This window comes from Acinetobacter seohaensis (assembly GCF_056431365.1).
The window spans coordinates 84,195-103,356 of record NZ_JBWKMK010000042.1 but is presented as its reverse complement, the minus strand read 5'-3'; the positions used below and the strand labels follow the sequence as shown (position 1 = coordinate 103,356).

Below are 19,162 nucleotides of genomic sequence, written 5' to 3'. Positions count from 1 at the left end.
CTCCTTATGTATTTGAAGTAGCTTTTGATTCAGTTGCTTGGGCTTCTGAGGCTGGTTGGGCATCCCCCGATTTTGCTGGTGCAGCAGGTGCAGCTTGAGGAGCAGCGCCTTGCGGTTGATACGGCTTAGCGACCACTTGCTGTTCAGGTTTTACTTTGGCAATACCTTCGACAATCACTTTATCGCCAGTTTGCAAACCTTCAGTCACAATCCAGTTGCTGCCTTGCGTACCAACTGTGGTTACAGGACGCGGCTCAACAATACCTTTGGCATTCACAATCATTGCCATTGCCTGACCAGTTGGGGTGCGGCTAATTGCAGCTTGTGGAATCAAGATCGCGTTAGGAATCACACCTTGCACAATTTGCGCAGTGGCAAACATACCCGGCAATAATAAATGATTTGAATTTGGGAACACGGCGCGTAAAGTCACGGTGCCTGTTTCTGGGTTCACGCTGGCATCAGAAAAAGCCAAACGACCTTCAACAGGGTAGTAGCTGCCATCTTCAAGTTTTAATTTCACTTTGGTGTTGTTGCTGCTATTTAAACTACCTTGACTCAATTGCTGACGTAAACGTAGTAACTCTGCGCTGGACTGATTGATGTCTACATAAATTGGGTCTAAGCGTTGAATAGTCACCAACGGTTCCGCCTGACTCGCAGTAACCAATGCACCTGCAGTCACAGTAGAGCGGTTGGTTTGCCCTGAAATTGGGGCACGTACAGTCGAATAACCTAAGTTAATTTCGGCATTGCGTACTTCTGCTTGAGTCGCAGCAACATCGGCTTCGGCAAGTTTTACCTGTGCCACAATGTCATCATATTCTTGTTTAGAGATTGCATTGCTGCCTACCAACTGACGGTAACGACCTTCTTTAATGCGTAACACATTCAATTGCGCTTGCTGGCGGGTGAGTGCTGCACGGCTACTGTCTAGACTGGCACGGTTGGTACGTGAGTCAATTTCATAAAGCGCCTGACCCTCACGCACGTAGCTGCCTTCGGTAAATAAACGTTTCAGAACCACACCACTGGTTTGTGGGCGAACTTCTGAAATTTCAAAGGCTGTGGTACGTCCAGACAGTTCTACAGACTGTTCCACGCTTTGTGGCTGTGCCACCAGTACGCCAACCTCAGTCGGTGGCATTTGCTGAGCTGCACCTGCTTGCTGTGCATCTTTTGGATCTTTGCTACAACCCACAAGTGCTAAACTTGTGGCTAATGCGCAAGCAGTCAGGGCAGGAGCCCAAAGCTTTGCAGACATCATTCTTTCACCTCTATTAGATTTTTATCTAAACTTATGTATTGGTTTGTCTTGCAGATATTGAGCGCAAAACAGATACCACAATGTGATCCAAATAAAACTTATGCTCCAACCAGAGAGGACATCTGAAGGATAGTGCACTCCCAGATACACACGGGAAATGCCCATCAGCAACATCCATAACCACGCGCACACAGACAAAATTTTATGCGCTGGATGTTGCAAACTCAGGTAAATCACCAAACAACCTAAAGTTGCAGCATAAAAACTATGAGCGCTTGGAAATGATGCGCCAAAAGTTTCCACCAAATGCAATGCTTCAGGCGGGCGAGGTCGCGCGAATAGGTATTTGAGCAGCCATGAAAGCGCAATACTTACGACCAGTCCTACACTGATAAAAACAATTTTTGTGTATTTTTTATACCATGCCAAATAGAAACACCATAGGCAGGTTAAAAATAATACAAATGGCATGCCACCTAATACAGAAAGTGTGATTGCCAATTGATTCAAATGTGCGGTGCGCTGGGTACTTAAAAACTCCACACTGGCAACATCAAATTGTTGCCAACTTGGAATGTTTAGCACTAACACACTGATTATAAATAGTAAACTACCGAGATAAAGCAGTATTTTAGGCATGCTAAAAATCCCTGTAAGTTTAACCGATTTGAGCACGGTTGATGAATGGAATAAAGTGTACTAGTCAGTACACTTTATTTCAAGCCAATGTAAATGAGAAGAATTTCTTTTTTTGTTACTTTGTGCGCAATGTAAATGTGCACTAAATTTTAGCATTTCGTTCAGTATTTGAGGATGAATCGTCATCCACTGTAATTGGTTGTTTCGGTGGCCAAAAGAAATCACTTGGACGGGTTAAGAAGTGAGTCAGCACCAATTTTGCCAAAGGTTTCCACTGTTCAAAACGTACCCGACGCGCACGCAATGCCACAATAATGGTTAAAGTAAAGCTGACAAATAAGTTGGTTAAACCAATTAGCAGCACGCCTAAAAAGGACACAATAATCAGGCCAATTTCAGGTGAGCCATTAATATTCATTAAACCCTGAATAAAGTTGGCAGAAGCGAAGGCAATGTGGCGAATATCAATCGGTAAACCCAAAATATAACCCAGCGTAGCGGTACTGCCGAGCATAATCCCGAACAGGAAATTACCTGCCAAAGCCCCTAAGTTTCGTTCTATATAATTGGCAAATATATTGAGACGTTCTTGTCCGAGTAGCTTTTTTAAATGCAGATGGGCTTTTAGGCGTGGCCCGACTTTACGATACACGGCCATGTTATCGAAATAACCTGCAATCAAACCAGACAGAAATAAAAATACCCCTGCAATGGCGGCATGTGGAATGGCAAGTGAAGTAAACGGATTCAAGTCGTGCAGCATATTGGATGCTTTGGCATGTGACATCAACGGTTCATGCAACATGGCATCCCAACTAAAAGCAATTAAGGCTGCGACTGGAATGGCAATCGAGATATTGCCCAAAATGGCGACGAACTGCGTGCGGATAATATTAATAATTAAGGCAGCAAGTTCGGCAATTTGTGCCATTTTAGAGCCTTTACGATGCTGTACCGTAGAAGCCAATGCTGCAGCAGTCATTGCGGGTTGTTTGGTGGCAACAGTAAAGTGCAAGACATGAATCAGCATAAAACCAAATGAATAAATCATGCTGTTGATGATGGCCTGCATCATCGGAGCGAGCACTAAACGCGAGGCGAGGGTTTTTAAAGTCGCCATCGTGGCAATTAAAACACCTGCACCTGCCGCAGCTTTATACATGCCCCAAAAGCCGTCTTTGTCGGTACTTACATAATGCTCACCCGTTTTACTGGCATTTTCAGTGACTTGTAAGGCAATTAACTCACTGTTTTCTGCAAGCAAGGAGCGTACACTGCGTTCGCTATATAGTGCCGCAGTGACATCTACAAGTAACTGTCCTGCGGAAACATAACGGACTTTGTCTTGCGCCACGATTAAATTCAGCAACAGTTCAATCCGCTCTAAACATTGTTCAAGTAAAGACAATAAGTAGGTCAGACTGATGCTGACGCCAGTTCGTTTGGTGGCACGACGAATTTTACTGCTGACATCATGACATTGGTCAATCATCACCAAAGCTTGAGAGGCATCGGGTGGTTGAATGGCACTGATTTGATCGTGTTGTTGATCGGCAACTTTATAAAGCTGAATAAACTCGTTGATTTCGCGGTTTTGTGCCAAAAAAGGTGAATCATATTCACTTAGTTCAGGATAGGCACTAATAAATTCAGGATATAAACCAATGCCGCTGACCCGATATGACAGCACTGTTAGAGCTTTAATAATTTCACTGCGAATCAGGCGTTTTTGTGTTTGTCCGCCATGTCCGCGATTCAGTAAAGTAAATAATTGCTGCCATTCGGTATCTTCAATATTGTCGAGCCAGTATTTATCACTACGTAGTGGAAAAACTCGACGGACTAAATCTTGCAGTTGGCTTTCATCATTAATCAGCGGTAAAAAGTGCGCGCCCAAACGCTGAAACAACTGATTCCAAAAACCATCGAGCGATAAAATTCCCGTGTCGGCATATAAACTGGTTTGTTTGTATTGATTGATTAGACGTAAAACAAAATGTTGCAAGGTTGAGCTGGCATCGGGTGTCAGCAGCAAGGCTTGTAAGAAAGCTTGAAACTTTTGATGAGTTTCTTCTAAATCTTGAGTGTCACTTGGACGGATACGATTGACCAGTTCAATCAGCAGATTTTCATCCAGAACAGCTTTTGGTGTATCCAGCTGTTCTTGCATTTTTCTAAATAAATCGTTGAGTTTTATATGCATAAGCTGCTTAAATTATTGAATGCGATGTAAAGCCAATAAGGCTAAATTCTTTAAGGCCTGACGATACTCCGAGTCTGGCAGTGCTTCTAAAGCGGCAATAGCGGCTTCTGTTTCTTCTGTGGCACGTTGGCGGCAATAATCGAGAGCGCCAGAGGACTGCACAATGGCAATAACCTGATCGAGGTCAGAAGTACCACCTGTCGCAATACTGCGACGAATAATTTGATGTTGTTCGCCAGTGGTATTTCTTAATGCAGAGATTAAAGGCAAAGTTGGTTTGCCTTCCATTAAATCATCGCCAATATTTTTACCTAATGTTTCAGCGTCTGATGTGTAATCTAAAATATCATCAATAATTTGGAAGGCATTGCCAAAGTGTCCTGCAAATAAACGCAACGGCTCACGGTACTGTGGCGTGCCTGTTAAAATTGCTGCACCTTCAGTGGCAAGTTCAAATAAACGTGAAGTTTTGCCGTGAATAATGTCTAAATAAATTTGTTCTGTAGTGTCAGGTTGATGCTGTGCCTGTAATTGTAAAACTTCACCTTCGGCAATTTCACAAGTCCCTGTAGAAAAGTCTTTTAGCAATACCAAATCGTTTAAATCGACCAATAAGTCAAAGGCGCGGGAGATTAAAAAGTCACCGACTAAAACCGCTGTTTGGTTATTCCAAGTGGCGTTAGCAGTAGGTCGACCACGACGTAAACCAGACTCATCCACCACATCATCATGCACCAAAGTTGCGGTATGCAGCATTTCAATAATTGCAGCCAGTTTGCGTTGACGTTCTAAATCTTCTGCACCACAAGCTTTGGCAGCAAGTAGGCACATAATTGGACGCATGCGCTTACCGCCAGCTTCGACTACATGTTTGCTGACTGCCATCACCAACGCGACTTTAGAGGTAATCCCTTCATTAATAAATGTATCCATCGCGGCAAAATCAGAAGCAACAGGGGCGAGAATGTCTTGCTTAAAGTCGATGGTCATGTGAAGAGAAACCTCAATAATATTGAATGACAACTTAGTTGAATCAGTTGTAACTTATGTTACAGCCAAGAAAACTGCTTAAGTCTGCGAAAATAACGCAATGAATGCAATAGTTAGGCAACTGCCAAATGCTGTAATTGTTAATTCTACTAGAAAATGAAGTCAATAACTTTGTGGGTAAATTCAGTTATTTGCTCAAGTTGGGCCTGATTTTAACAAGCACAGCAGTTTACGCCAACACAATCTGTCTATATTGATTGATCCATTGAAGATGGATAAGGCTACAAAAGTCATTTGCGCGGCTGGGTATTAAACAATCAACCTTGTTGTGCAATAATTGCCGTAAATGGCTTGTTGTTTGTGCGAATATCGCTTAAAATCCTTGCCCTTGAATAACCCCCAGTGGCGTTCGTTTTAAGATCGATATATCCCTTTATCGGCACGACGACACGGGCATGTTTGGAGTACATTATGTACGCAGTAATCCAAAGCGGTGGTAAACAGCACCGTGTTGTTGAGGGTGAAACCCTTAAAGTTGAATTATTGAAAGCTGAAACTGGCGCAACTATTACGTTTGATGACGTATTAATGGTTGTAAACGGTGACAACGTTCAAATCGGTGCTCCAGTTGTTGCTGGCGCTAAAGTAACTGCAGAAGTGGTTGGTCATGGTCGTCACGACAAAATCCGTATTGTTAAAATGCGTCGTCGTAAACACTACCGTAAGCAACAAGGTCACCGTCAATGGTTTACCGAGTTGAAAATTACTGGTATTGCAGGCTAATCACTAGGAGTAAATAGACATGGCAACTAAAAAAGCCGGTGGATCGACTAAGAACGGTCGTGATTCGAATCCTAAGATGTTAGGTGTTAAAGTTTACGGTGGTCAAACTGTAACTGCTGGTAACATCATCGTTCGTCAACGTGGTACAGAATTCCACGCTGGTGCAAACGTAGGTATGGGCCGTGACCATACTTTATTTGCTACTGCTGACGGCGTAGTAAAATTCGAAGTGAAAGGTCAATTTGGCCGTCGCTACGTATCTGTTGAAGCGTAAGCTGAAATAGTGAAAAAACCCACAAGTGATTGTGGGTTTTTTTATGCTTGTATGATGGAAAATTAGGGTCAAAGGATAACTTTTAGTTCTTCATCATGATGGATAAATTTCTACATTTTATATTAATAAGCATACAAAACTTCTTATTTTCTATCATATTAGCGCCAGAAATTGGTTTAAGATGGGACATCCAAAACATTGCGATTGAGCAAATATAAAAAGGTGAATCTATGAATATGCTTCGTAAAACGATGTGTGCTGTGGCATTGGGTGCAACCACTTTAGCGCCAATCATGAGTACTACAGTGTTTGCTGCGCCAGTGGCAGCATCGGAGCAACAAGCGACAGCAAACCTTGTTAAACAATTGAATGGTATTAAAAGTTTTACCGCCAATTTTGAGCAAACCACCAAAGTCAGCAACAATGGCAAGGCTTTGCCAAACCGTGGTTTATCGGCACAACACATGAACCAGAATTTTAAAGGGGTTATGAAAGTTGAACGTCCGGGTAAATTCTTTTGGGAAACCACCAGTCCAGCTAAACAGACAATTGTGACTACGGGCAAAACCGTATGGATTTATGATCCAGACTTACAGCAAGCGGTACGCCAAAGCCTAGATGATCAAGTGGCAAATACGCCTGCATTGTTGCTTTCGGGTAATACTAATCAAATCATGCAGTCGTATCGTGTGACCCAGCCGAATAAATCAAAAACCTATTACACCTTATATCCAAAAAGTGATGATGGCGTATTTCAAAGTTTAACCATTAGTTTTGGTGCACGTAACGCGCCAACCTTAATGATTTTGCAGGATTCATTGGGACAAACCACGCATGTGCGCTTTAATAATGTAAAAGTCAATGCGGCGATACCAGCCTCAACTTTTAATTTTACTCCACCAAAAGGCACGGACATTATTGATCAATAATCGAATGCTTCCGTACGTTGTTTTTTAAGCATAATTTGCTGTCCCTTTCTAGCCTTCTCCCACAGGGAGAAGGTTTTCAGCTTCAGCATAGCGGAAATTTATTTGAATATTCTTCCCGAGAAATCCACAATTTCTGTGGATAAATCTTGGGATAATTCACATTTTGCAATATGCAGGATATAGACTGAGTCATCACAGATCATCATTTTGCACTAATGATGTGTTATCAATATTTTGATTTATAATGAAAAAATAAAAATAATCATACAAAAATATGAGCATTAATTTTAAGCAACTTTATCCCCCGATTATTCCGTTACACAACTGCTCTAGCATTGAACAGCGAGAGTTATCTATAGTCTTGACTAATTCAATTGAACCAATTTTATCGCAAGATTTGTGCAGGCTTGCATTTCAAATCATTAGACTTTGTGAATCGTGGCTGAGGGGAATTTAATGCAATATTTAAAATCACAGGTGTTTTTGGGTGCTGTCGCTTTAAGTTCAGTATTGCTATTGACTGCATGTCAGCCAAAGAGTGAGGCAACTTCTAAAACCGAAGCAGAGCAAGCTGCGCCTGCATCTGTCACAGCCGAGATTCCTGTGATTCAAGCTAAAGTGGTGGCGCTTAAATTGCCACAACAGCAAATTTGTGATGAAGAAGGCTGTACTGCTTACGATATTCAGACAGTAAAAACCAATGTGGCGTGGATTGATGAATATTTTATGCAGCGTTTGCAAAAGGCAGACCCAATTGCATTTTCTGAAGCTGCGGCATCAACTGCAACGCCAAAGGTAGAAGAAACCGATCCTATGCGACTGAGTCAGAGTTCGAGCTATGTGCGTTATATCGGGCAACATGCCAATTTAGCGACGTTTAGTTTGCAAAGCTATAGTTACCCTGCGGGTGCGGCGCATGGTATTCATCACCAAGAATTTGTGACTTTTGATTTAAAACAGAAAAAGCGTTTGGCGTTGCAAGATATTATGCTGCCCAATACGGAAGCCAAAATGACAGAAGAATTATTTAACCATAATTATAACTGGCTAGATGAACATGATATTTCCCGTGAAAAGTTTAAATTGAGCGATAATTTTTATTATGGCGCTAATGGTTTGGTCTTTGTCTATCCGTTGTATGAATTAGCATCTTATGCAGAAGGTATGCCTGAGTTGATTCTGCCTTACTATGCGACGGAAAAATTAATTAAGCCTGAATATTTGCCAAGTTTGCCGCAGTATCCTCGCCAATAAAATTAGGGTCTGTTGACATTTCATAAATGGCTTGCGCTGTAGGCTAAAACTGAGCAGATCAGGCATGCAACGCAGGGAATAGTGGGTCTATTTCCAAGTTTCATAACGCAATCTGAGAAAGTTTTAGCCACAGCCTGAGCAAAAACAAGCACTGCTTTGTTTGCAGCGCAAGGCGCAGCGAAGGACAAGCATATTTTTTGCTGCTATTGCGTTATGTGCCAGTCATTTAGAATGACTAAATTTCCTGTCTCATGCCTTATATCAGCTAAAAAATATGCGTTGTCGCAAACATAGACGAATTGTCAACAGACCCTACACAAAAATACGCAGAGATTGCTGTAATAAGGTGCAGCCGTGAATCGGGTTACTGTATTTTTTAACCCGAAGCGCTTACACTATAGCCAGTTTTTTTCTTATTCCAAGATTGGCTATGATTGACCCGAAATTACTCAGAAATAATATTGAGGCTGTAAATTTAGCCTTGGCAAAACGTGGTGTGCAATTAGATGTGGCAGAGTGGGCAGCACTTGAAGCACGTCGTAAAGAATTGCAATCTAAAACCGAAGCATTACAGGCAGAGCGTAATTCGGGCGCAAAACAAGTCGGTCAGATTAAAAAAGCAGGTGGTGATGCTTCTGAAATTATGGCTCGCATGGCTGCTATTGGCGATGAAATCAAAGCCGCTGAAGTGGCTTTGGCAGAGTTACAAGATGAGTTAGAAGCTAAATCATTGTCTATTCCAAACTTGCCAGATGAGTCTGTGCCTGAAGGTAAAGATGAAGCTGATAATGTGGAAGTATTGAAATGGGGTACACCACGCCAGTTTGATTTTGAAATTAAAGATCATACCGACCTTGGCGAAATGATGGGTGGTTTGGAATTTGAAACTGCAACCAAATTAACAGGTTCTCGTTTTAGCGTTCTGAAAGGGCCATTGGCGCGTTTACAACGTGCGATTACACAGTTCATGTTAGATACGCATACTGTTCAAAATGGTTATACCGAAGCGTATGTACCGTATTTGGTCAATGCAGATTCATTGCGTGGTACTGGTCAGCTGCCTAAATTTGAAGAAGATTTGTTCAAGCTACAAGGTGAAAAAGAATACTATCTAATTCCAACTGCCGAAGTTCCAGTAACCAACTTTGTGCGTGATGAAATCATTGATCCTGAACGCTTGCCATTAAAATATGCCGCTCATACCCCTTGTTTCCGCAGCGAAGCAGGTTCTTATGGTCGCGATACTCGTGGTTTAATTCGTCAGCACCAATTTGATAAAGTCGAAATGGTGCAGATTGTAAAACCAGAAACCTCAATGCAGGCTTTAGAAGAATTGACTGGACATGCAGAAGGTATTTTGCAGGCACTTGGTTTACCGTACCGTAAAATTATTCTATGTGGTGGCGATATGGGCTTTGGCGCAACCAAAACCTATGACTTAGAAGTTTGGGTGCCAAGTCAAAACACTTACCGTGAAATTTCATCATGCTCAAACATGGGGGATTTCCAAGCGCGTCGTATGAAAGCACGCTACCGTGCCGACCAAAAGAAAACTGAATTTGTGCATACATTAAACGGTTCAGGTTTGGCGGTAGGACGTACTTTATTGGCTGTTATGGAAAACTATCAACGTGCCGATGGTTCGATTGAAATTCCTGCAGTATTACGTCCGTACATGGGCGGTTTAGAGTTTATTGACTAAGTTGAGTGCAGGTCGACTTAGGGTGAAATTGCTTACAATCAGATTTAAATATTGAGGTTTAGTGTGGATATTTTTCCAATCTCGTTAAAGTTGCAGCAGCAACCTTGTCTGATTGTGGGCGGTGGGCATATTGCTTATCGCAAAGCGGTGTTACTGGCTAAAGCGGGCGCAAAAGTTGATGTGCTTGCCCCTGAAATTGATGTCAATTTATTGCAACTGGTGCAACAAAGTCAGGGGCAGTATGTACAGGATGTTTTTAGTCCATCTACTGCGTTACGTCACTATCGTTTGGTGATTGCTGCAACGGATAACAATTTGGTCAATCAGCAAGTTTTTGCAGCTTGCGAAGCCGAAAATGTGCTGGTCAATAGTGTTGATGATCCACCACATTGCCGTTTTATGGTGCCTGCCATCATTGACCGTTCGCCTTTGGTGATTTCAGTCGCGAGTAATGGCACATCGCCTGTATTGTCACGTCAAATTCGTACACAACTGGAAAGTACCATTCCGCATGGTATGGGCAAACTGGCAGAGTTTTCAGGTCAGTGGCGTGCCGCAGTAAAACAGAAAATTGTAAATCCAGATGAGCGCCGTATTTTTTGGGAGGAGCTATATGCTAGTCCTCTTAAAGAACAGGTGTTCAACGACAATCTTGAAGCGGCAAACCAAAGTATCCAACAGGCTTTAGCGGAATGGCAAACACCGAAAGGCGAGGTGTATTTGGTTGGTGCAGGGCCAGGTGATCCTGAGTTACTGACCTTAAAAGCCTTGCGTTTAATGCAGCAAGCCGATGTGGTGATTTATGATCGTTTGGTGTCTGCACCTATTTTAGAATTGTGTCGCCGTGATGCCGAAAAAGTCTATGTCGGAAAAGCACGTTCTAACCATGCTGTACCGCAAGAAGGCATCAATGCATTATTGGTGAAATATGCACAAGCAGGTAAGCGAGTTTGCCGTTTAAAAGGTGGCGATCCGTTTATTTTTGGGCGTGGCGGTGAAGAAATTCAAGAATTGTATGAAGCAGGTGTGTCATTTCAGGTCGTACCGGGCATCACCGCAGCCTCGGGCTGTTCGGCTTATGCAGGCATTCCACTGACTCATCGAGATTATGCGCAAAGTGTGCGTTTCCTTACTGGGCATTTAAAAGAAGGTTCGCCTGAATTGCCGTGGTCAGAATTGGTGTATGAACACCAGACTTTGGTGCTGTATATGGGCTTGGTTGGCTTAGAAAGCATTTGTGCAAAACTGATTGCGCATGGACAACGGGCGGATATGCCTGTCGCTTTAATTTCTAAAGGCACGACACCTGAACAAAAAGTGGTAGTGGGGACGTTGGCGAATATTGCCAGCAAAGTCGAACAGCACCAAATTCAGGCGCCTACCTTGACCATTATTGGTGAGGTGGTCAATTTACGTGAACAGTTAAAATGGTAATGAATCTCTCGCCATCCCTCTTTTAAAAGAGGAGAGTTGCTACATTTTTAAGGGAGCTTAGGAGAGATTGTGAAAAGTAGAGAAAATTTGTGATCCACGTTGTTTTATATGAGCCTGAAATTCCAGCTAACACAGGCAATATCATTCGTTTATGTGCCAATACAGGTGCGCAATTACATTTGATTAAGCCATTAGGTTTTGAATTGGATGATAAAAAGCTGAAACGTGCAGGTTTGGATTATCACGAATGGGCACGTATGCAAATTTGGGACAATCTTGAGCAATGTTTGGCTGATTTAGATCGTAAAGGTGTGGGCTTGGATGCGATTTATCCATTGACCACCAAAGGTACAGAAACACCACATACTTCAGATTTAAACCGACCTGTTGCCTTGTTGATGGGGCCTGAAACTCGCGGTTTGCCTGAAGCTGTACGCATGTTGTTTCCGCAGCAGCACTGGATTCGTTTACCAATGGCAGAAAACTCACGCAGTTTAAATTTGTCTAATGCAACGGCTGTGATTGTGTATGAAGCATGGCGTCAGCAAGGTTTTAAAGTATTGCTCTAATTTGACCATTAATTTATTTCAAATTTAGTGCGATCTTGAGTATCAATGATCTGCGTTGATGAACAAAAAGCTGAGATAAAATTGTACTCAGCTTTTTTATTTTTGGTTATTTTACTGATAAAAACTTATAACCCATTTTAGACATAAGAAAAGGCGCATAAAGCGCCTGATCTGAAGATTGAGAAGCTATTTGTTTTAGCGATCATCAAACTCATTGTGCTGCGGAGCAGGGTGTTTAAAGCCTTTGGTTTTATAACCGAGGTATAAAACCCCAAACATCGCCCACCATAAGCCATACTTCAATGAAGTTTCATCGACTTCGAGCCATAAAGCAAACACTGCAATAAAGCCACATAACGGTACGATCACAAAATTGAGAATGTCCTTAAAGCCTTTGGTGCGACCATCACGCAGCGCATAACGTGAAATCACCGATAAATTCACAAAACTAAATGCGGTGAGAGCGCCAAAACTGATCAATGAAATCACAAAATCTAGATCCATAAAACCAGCAGTTAAGGCTACAGCACCCACAATTAGAATGTTGTATGAAGGCGTGTAGTTACGTGGGCTGATATGACCAAAGAGTTTTTTGTTGATCACGCCATCACGACCCATCACATACATTAAGCGTGATACACCTGCATGCGCTGAAATACCAGATGCCATGACCGTTACAATTGCAAAGGTCAGTACATAAGATTGGAACAGCGAGCCACCCACCAACAGTAAAATTTCTGGCTGAGTTTCTGCGATATTTTTAAAGTAGCTACCCGGTTCATTCGGGAAATAAATTTGCATGAAATAGGTGCTAACAATGAAGATTACGCCTGCAATTAGTGCAGTTAAGAAAATCGCTTTTGGTAAGGTTTTCTCTGTATCTTTGGTTTCTTCTGCAAGTGAGCTGAGTGAGTCAAAGCCTGTAAATGAGAAGCAGAGTAGGGTTGCACCCGTAATTAATGCGCCTACCGAAGTTAACTCATTCCAAAATGGTTGCAAGCTCCATAACTGATAGCGTTGTTCTGCGGTAATAGGGCCATCGGCATTAAAGCCAGCTTGTAATTTGGTGAACATCATCCAAGTAAAGACAGCAATCACCACCAGCTGAATTAACACAATCAAGCTGTTAAAGTTCGCCACAAAGCGCGCACCACGCAAGTTAACACCTGTCATGAATGCGGTGAGTACCACTACCCAAATCCAGTGATTCACTTCAGGGAATAACGCTTCTAAATAAATCACCGCCAAAATAATGTTGACCATTGGCGAGAGCAGGTAATCCAGCCAAGATGACCAACCCACCATAAAGCCGACGTTGGGGTGAATGGATTTTTGTGCATAGGTATAGGCCGACCCTGAAGATGGGTAACGACGAATCATGTGACCATAACTCAAAGACGTGAGCAAAATGGCAACCAGTGCAAAAATATAAGATGTGGGTACGTGAAAATGACTTTCTTCCGATACTAAACCGAAAGTGTCGAATAACGTCATCGGTTGAATGTAGGCTAAACCAATAATAATGATGTGCCAGAGCCCTAGCGTTTTTTGCAGTTTAGCTGCCGATTGAGTCCCAGAGATATTTGTCAACGGCGTTATCCTCTTAATCGTTGATCAAGGATCAGTCATGTTTGTTCAGGATTGTTTGAGACGAACAATCCCCCCTACATAAAAAATAAAAACGCGCCAATCTACTCCATAATGACGCGCTTTGTCAGTATCTTTGTTTTCTTTTTTAGCAGAAAATATGCCACATTGATGAAAAAATATCAGACGCAGCAGTCTACCAATGAAAAGCCCGATGTTTAAAAAACATCAGGCTAGATTTTCGGCTATGTTCGCCTATTTTGTAGGAATTACCAAGCCTTTTTTAAGATGGCTTTGAGTTCTTCTAAATTGGCTTCTTTCGGGTTGTAAATAATCGAACCATCGTTCAGGGCTTTTTCAGCGACTTCATCTAATTGTGCTTCGCTGACTTTACCAGTTTCTTGTAAAGTGCGTGGCAATTTAGTCAGTGCATATAAGCGGTCACGAATGGCTAAGAGTGTCGAAATGGTTTTATCGGCACGTAAATGTGCAGGGGTTTGTGCATAGACGTCTGCGCCAGCCAAAGGTAATAGTAGCTCGGCAATTTTATCGGCATTGACGTCTTTGTTGTATTCCAACACGTATGGCAAGAATAAATTCATGCACAGTCCATGTGGCAAATGTGCCACAGCACCCAACGCATGACCTAGGGAATGCACTAAACCAACCATGGAATTTGAAAATGCAATGCCCGCCATAGTAGATGCTTGTGCCAATTCCAAACGGCCTTGTTCATCGCTTGGGTTGTCTAATACATTGAACAGGTTATTGCTGATTTTTTTAATTGCTGCAGTGGCATAAGCATCAGAAATTGGGTTGGCTGCCATGCAACTATAAGCCTCAATGGCGTGCGTCATGGCATCCATAGCCGTCATTGCTGTTAAATGTGGTGGCAAAGTTTGCGTCATACGCGGGTCTAAAATGGCTGCATGTGGCATTAAGTAATACGATGCAAATGGCATTTTGACGTTCTTTTCGGTGTCGGATACCACCGCAACCATAGTCACTTCTGAACCTGTTCCAGATGTGGTTGGAATCACAAAAAAAGGTTTCAGTGGGCGTGGTAAGTTATGCGCACCTGAATATTGCAATAAGTCATCACCGCCCTCGCTGACTAAAATATTGGTGGCTTTAGAGGTGTCAATGACTGAACCGCCACCCACCGCGATAATGGCATCACAGTTATTTTCACGGTACAACTGTGCCGCACGACGCACTGTTGCCACACTTGAATCTTGCGGGACATCATCAAAAACATAGCCAATCACGGCATCGGTAGATTCAAAAGCCGCTTCAATCGGTGCAAGCAAATTGTTGGAACGCACACCTTTGTCGGTAATGATCATTGGACGCTGCGAACCGAGTGTCGCCAATTCAAACGGAATATGTTCAAGCGCGGCATGACCTGCAATGACTTTGACTGGGCAAAAAAATTCGTAATAAGGCTTCGCCATGTTATGCACTCCGTTTGAAATAAGATTGGGCAACTTTTAGATAGATATTGGCTGCACCTGATAGTTTTTCTTTTAAGCTGAGTTCAGTCGGATATTGTTTTACCGCCAGTTCTGCCAGTAATTTAGGCAAGATCAGTGCTTCCATTTTATTCAGGCAACGTACCAAGCGAATTGCATAAGACACATCACCATCAGCAATCATGCGGTCATGCGCAAAGGCCTGTGCGGTACTTTCCTGAAATGAAAACACTAAAAATGCATGATTTAAGTGTTTGAAGGTAATGGTTAAATCGGGTTTTTGTGCCGTATTCTGTAACAGTTCTAATTGATGATCTGCAGTGACTTTGGCAACAAAGGCTGGACCATTCGGAAAAACTTTCATAGACAACACAAAGTTGCTGGGGAATTTTGCAACTTCCTGTTTAATTTCTTCATCGACCTGACTTGCCATGACTAAACCTCTGCCAATCACATCCATCATGAGTTTGACATAGGCCAGTTGCAAAGCGGGTTTCACAGATTTAGTTGAAATCACGCGCTGAATCCCTGTGTTATAAATCATTATTTAGAGTAAATACTCTATTTTATTTCTTATTGAAAAGAAAGCCATTTATACGTGAATGACTTGAACGTCATTAAAGTAACCGCTGTTTTGTAAAGTTTCAATGATATCTGCGCAGAAGTTTTCAAAATGTGGATAGTCATTGACTAAATCCATCACACGTACCATTTCCAAACCTGCATAGCCGCAAGGGTTGATACTTTGAAAACCAGTCAAGTCACAATCAATATTGAGGGCTAAACCGTGATAACTACGGCCTTTACGAATTTTAAAACCGAGTGAGCCAATTTTCCGTTCATTGACATATACCCCTGGTGCATCGGCTTTGGCATAGGCTTCAATGCCGTATTTTTTAAGCAGCTCAATCATCAAGTTTTCAGCATAAGATACCAAAGTACGGACATTCCAGCCTAAACGGTTCAGGTCAAACATGAAGTAGGCGACCAATTGGCCTGGGCCATGCCATGTGACTTGACCACCACGATCAGTCTGTACCACAGGAATATCTGTCGCCATTAAAATATGTTCGGCTTTGCCTGCTTGCCCTTGGGTCAGTACATTCGGATGTTGCAAAATCCAGAGTTGGTCAGGGCTGTCTGCATCACGTTGTTCAGTCCAGTCTTTCATTTCCTGAAAGCGAGCTTGATAGTCAGTCAGGTCATGATATTGACGAATAATCAGGTTTAGCCGTTGTGCAGTATCCACAGTGATGCAGTCCTATCCATAAAAGCAAGAAATTGATTTTATTATACGAAAATGTGGCGGCTGTAGGGGATTTGTGGATTGAATAAGATTTTGGCAGCGCAGAAACAAAAAACACGCCCGAAAGCGTGTTATTTGAAAATCAATCTACAAAATTACAATGCAGTTTTAATCAGTGGGCAAGCTGCCAAATCTGCATAAATGGCATGCACTTGTTCCAATTCTTCAAAACGCAATTGTGCTGTAATTGAATGATACTTGCCTGTGCGTGATGGGGTAATGCTGATGCTTTGTGCATCAAACTCAGGGAAGTGCTTCACTAAAATTTCAAGCACAGCAATACGCAGTTCATCACCCGCGTCACCAATGAGTTTAATTGGGTAATCCATTGGAAACACCCAAAGATGCTCTTGTAGTTCACGAGATGGGGTACGGTTGAATAACGTCATAAGCGTGTGTCTCTATCTCTATATCAAACGCCTGCATAGGGCAGGCGTTTTTTGTCTTGTTGAATAAATGAGGCTGAATTTAAAAATTTCAATAGCTCATTTATGCAGCAATCTTAGTCATTTTCCAAGAACGAGCGTAAGTGTTCAGAACGAGAAGGGTGACGAAGTTTACGTAAGGCTTTGGCTTCAATCTGACGGATACGTTCACGGGTCACATCAAACTGCTTCCCAACTTCTTCCAAAGTATGATCGGTTGGCATATCAATACCAAAACGCATTTTCAGAACTTTGGCTTCACGTTCAGTCAAGTTTTCAAGCACTTCACGGGTCGCTTCTTTTAAGCCTTCAGAGGTTGCCGCATCAACAGGTGAGGTGATGTTGCTGTCCTCAATGAAGTCACCCAAATGTGAATCTTCATCATCACCAATTGGCGTTTCCATAGAAATCGGCTCTTTGGCAATTTTCAGAACTTTACGAACTTTAACTTCATCCATTTCCAAGCGTTCGCCTAATTCTTCTGGAGTCGGTTCACGACCCATTTCCTGAAGCAATTGACGCGATACACGGTTGATCTTGTTAATGGTTTCGATCATGTGTACTGGAATACGAATGGTACGCGCTTGGTCGGCAATAGAACGGGTAATCGCCTGACGAATCCACCATGTTGCATAAGTCGAGAACTTATAACCACGACGGTATTCGAACTTGTCTACCGCTTTCATCAAGCCGATGTTACCTTCCTGAATCAAGTCTAGGAATTGTAAACCACGGTTGGTGTATTTTTTTGCAATCGAAATAACCAGACGCAAGTTGGCTTCAACCATTTCTTTCTTCGCACGACGGGCTTTGGCTTCGCCTACTGCCATACGCTTAGAAATTTCTTTGATGCCTTTAACATCTAAGCCTAACTCTTTTTCAATGTCGGCAATTTTTTGTTGGAACGCCAAAATATCTGGACGTACTTTTTCCAAATAGCCTTTTTGGTCGGCAGGTGCTTTGGCAATGTGCTCGTCTAACCAAGCAAAGTTAGATTCCTGACCTGGGAATGAGGTACGGAATTGAGTACGATCCATACGACCACGACGCACCGCATAACGCATCACTTCACGTTCAGCAGTACGAATTTGTTCATGTGTACCACGAATCATTTCCGAAATAATATCGAATAAACGTGGCGTAAATTTAAACATCATGAATACAGTCGCTAAAGCTTCTAAAGCCTCTTGAGCTTCGGCACTTTCACGACCATGTTTTTCAATGGCAGCAATTTTTGCAAGATAAGCCTGTTCCAATTCACCAAAACGCATTCTTGCAATTTCTGGGTCTGGACCTGAATCTGCTTCAGATTCTTCTTCAGCTTCAGCTTCTTCTTCCTCATCGTCATCATCAAGTTTGACGTCTTTGGTTGGTTTGTTGCTGGTGTCTTCTTCTTTGTCTAAATCGGCTTCGTCTTCTAAAACTTCTGGAATTTCTTCATCGGTTTCAGGGTCTAAATAACCTGATAAAATATCGGCAAGGCGACGTTCGCCTGCTTCATAATCTTTATATTCTTGCAGTACCACTTGCACTGCGTTTGGCCAGTAGGCAATCGAGTGAAGTACATCGCGAATCCCTTCTTCAATACGTTTCGCAATGCTAATTTCACCTTCACGCGTTAACAGCTCAACCGTACCCATTTCACGCATATACATACGCACAGGGTCTGTGGTGCGACCAGGCTCATTTTCTACAGAGGCAAGTACCGCTGCAGCTTCTTCTTCAGCAACTTCGTCGGCAGCTTCCGCATTATCCTCGAACATTGCATCATCAGATTCAGGCGCACGTTCATGCACAGGAATACCGACGTCTTGAAGCATTTGAATAATGTCTTCAATCTGCTCGCTTTCTGTGATTGAGTCCGGGAGATGATCGTTAACCTCAGCGTAAGTTAGGTAACCTTGCTCTTTGCCTCGGCTAATCAGAGCCGCTACTTGCGAAGTAGGGGAATTCATATCGCTCATCTTTGCTTACTCTTCGTTGAATCTGTGGCAGTGAAAAACCGTGCATGATAGCACAATTCGCTTTAAATAGGGGGTGAATTGATCAATCAAGCATGATTTTAAAATGATGTTTGAATGAAGAATGTGATAGGAATATGGGGCTTCATTACTGTTTTTCAAGTCAATTTCCTTTTTGCCCGAAAAATATTTTTATGATTGGGGCGAATCTCAAATAATGATACTAACTTGTTCATAAATACACAAATTTGCCGCAATGTTGCAAGCTGTCTATGTTGCAGTTTTTTGAAAAAAATAAATAAAACTTGACAATATTTATAAAGGCAGATAAATAGCGGCTAGACCCTTCACATTTTTTCATTCTGAG

The 19,162-nt window shown here is 42.4% G+C and carries 17 protein-coding genes; 7 read left to right on the top strand and 10 right to left on the bottom strand.

The features are described from left to right. Positions 1–4 precede the first annotated feature (4 nt). From AC07E5_RS07285 to sdsA, 4 genes are all read right to left on the bottom strand, one after another. Entirely contained in the window at positions 5–1,267 is a 1,263-nt protein-coding gene (locus AC07E5_RS07285; protein ID WP_180112143.1) for an efflux RND transporter periplasmic adaptor subunit, read from the bottom strand. Between the two features lie 21 nt (positions 1,268–1,288). Then, positions 1,289–1,906: a phosphatase PAP2 family protein gene (locus tag AC07E5_RS07280; RefSeq protein ID WP_004972280.1), complete on the bottom strand. Its 618-nt coding sequence runs from the start codon at positions 1,904–1,906 to the stop codon at positions 1,289–1,291. Positions 1,907–2,048: 142 nt separating this feature from the next. Next, entirely contained in the window at positions 2,049–4,109 is a 2,061-nt protein-coding gene (locus tag AC07E5_RS07275) for a site-specific recombinase (RefSeq protein ID WP_004972279.1), read from the bottom strand. Positions 4,110–4,121: 12 nt separating this feature from the next. Beyond that, complete coding sequence (sdsA, locus tag AC07E5_RS07270) at positions 4,122–5,099, bottom strand: All-trans-nonaprenyl-diphosphate synthase (protein WP_104853134.1); 978 nt, start codon at positions 5,097–5,099, stop codon at positions 4,122–4,124. A gap of 471 nt (positions 5,100–5,570) precedes the next feature. Here sdsA and rplU point away from each other — a divergent pair, with 471 nt between their 5' ends. The 7 genes from rplU to AC07E5_RS07235 all read left to right on the top strand — a co-directional run bounded on the left by rplU (position 5,571) and on the right by AC07E5_RS07235 (position 12,044). Further along, a complete protein-coding gene (rplU, locus tag AC07E5_RS07265) occupies positions 5,571–5,882 on the top strand; it encodes a 50S ribosomal protein L21 (protein WP_004972275.1) in 312 nt (103 codons plus the stop codon). A gap of 19 nt (positions 5,883–5,901) precedes the next feature. Next, positions 5,902–6,156, top strand: coding sequence for a 50S ribosomal protein L27 (gene rpmA, locus AC07E5_RS07260; RefSeq protein ID WP_004760935.1), 255 nt, complete (start codon positions 5,902–5,904; stop codon positions 6,154–6,156). Positions 6,157–6,386: 230 nt separating this feature from the next. Beyond that, the gene (lolA, locus tag AC07E5_RS07255; protein ID WP_096902723.1) at positions 6,387–7,085 is read left to right on the top strand and encodes an outer membrane lipoprotein periplasmic chaperone LolA; all 699 of its coding nucleotides are present in this window, start codon (positions 6,387–6,389) and stop codon (positions 7,083–7,085) included. A gap of 456 nt (positions 7,086–7,541) precedes the next feature. Continuing rightward, positions 7,542–8,339: an RsiV family protein gene (locus AC07E5_RS07250; RefSeq protein ID WP_498625121.1), complete on the top strand. Its 798-nt coding sequence runs from the start codon at positions 7,542–7,544 to the stop codon at positions 8,337–8,339. 430 nt (positions 8,340–8,769) lie between these two features. After that, positions 8,770–10,041 (top strand): serine--tRNA ligase, encoded by a 1,272-nt coding sequence (gene serS, locus AC07E5_RS07245; protein WP_104853137.1) that lies wholly within the window; start codon positions 8,770–8,772, stop codon positions 10,039–10,041. A gap of 63 nt (positions 10,042–10,104) precedes the next feature. Beyond that, positions 10,105–11,475 carry a siroheme synthase CysG gene (gene cysG, locus AC07E5_RS07240; RefSeq protein WP_498625120.1) on the top strand — a complete coding sequence of 457 codons (1,371 nt, stop codon included), beginning with the start codon at positions 10,105–10,107 and terminating at the stop codon, positions 11,473–11,475. 89 nt (positions 11,476–11,564) lie between these two features. Beyond that, complete coding sequence (locus tag AC07E5_RS07235) at positions 11,565–12,044, top strand: tRNA (cytidine(34)-2'-O)-methyltransferase (protein WP_019837057.1); 480 nt, start codon at positions 11,565–11,567, stop codon at positions 12,042–12,044. A gap of 195 nt (positions 12,045–12,239) precedes the next feature. On the opposite strand, the gene AC07E5_RS07230 is transcribed toward AC07E5_RS07235, so the two are convergent. The 6 genes from AC07E5_RS07230 to rpoD form a co-directional block, all read right to left on the bottom strand. Continuing rightward, a complete protein-coding gene (locus AC07E5_RS07230) occupies positions 12,240–13,634 on the bottom strand; it encodes an APC family permease (protein WP_498625119.1) in 1,395 nt (464 codons plus the stop codon). 266 nt (positions 13,635–13,900) lie between these two features. Further along, a complete protein-coding gene (locus AC07E5_RS07225; protein ID WP_019837059.1) occupies positions 13,901–15,085 on the bottom strand; it encodes an iron-containing alcohol dehydrogenase in 1,185 nt (394 codons plus the stop codon). 1 nt (position 15,086) lies between these two features. Then, a complete protein-coding gene (locus AC07E5_RS07220; RefSeq protein ID WP_026438100.1) occupies positions 15,087–15,620 on the bottom strand; it encodes a hypothetical protein in 534 nt (177 codons plus the stop codon). 75 nt (positions 15,621–15,695) lie between these two features. Beyond that, on the bottom strand, positions 15,696–16,352 hold the full coding sequence (gene lipB, locus AC07E5_RS07215; protein ID WP_498625117.1) for a lipoyl(octanoyl) transferase LipB: 657 nt from the start codon (positions 16,350–16,352) through the stop codon (positions 15,696–15,698). A gap of 152 nt (positions 16,353–16,504) precedes the next feature. Next, complete coding sequence (locus AC07E5_RS07210) at positions 16,505–16,798, bottom strand: YbeD family protein (RefSeq protein WP_004972250.1); 294 nt, start codon at positions 16,796–16,798, stop codon at positions 16,505–16,507. A gap of 113 nt (positions 16,799–16,911) precedes the next feature. Then, a complete protein-coding gene (gene rpoD, locus AC07E5_RS07205) occupies positions 16,912–18,798 on the bottom strand; it encodes an RNA polymerase sigma factor RpoD (protein WP_004972247.1) in 1,887 nt (628 codons plus the stop codon). Positions 18,799–19,162 lie beyond the last annotated feature (364 nt).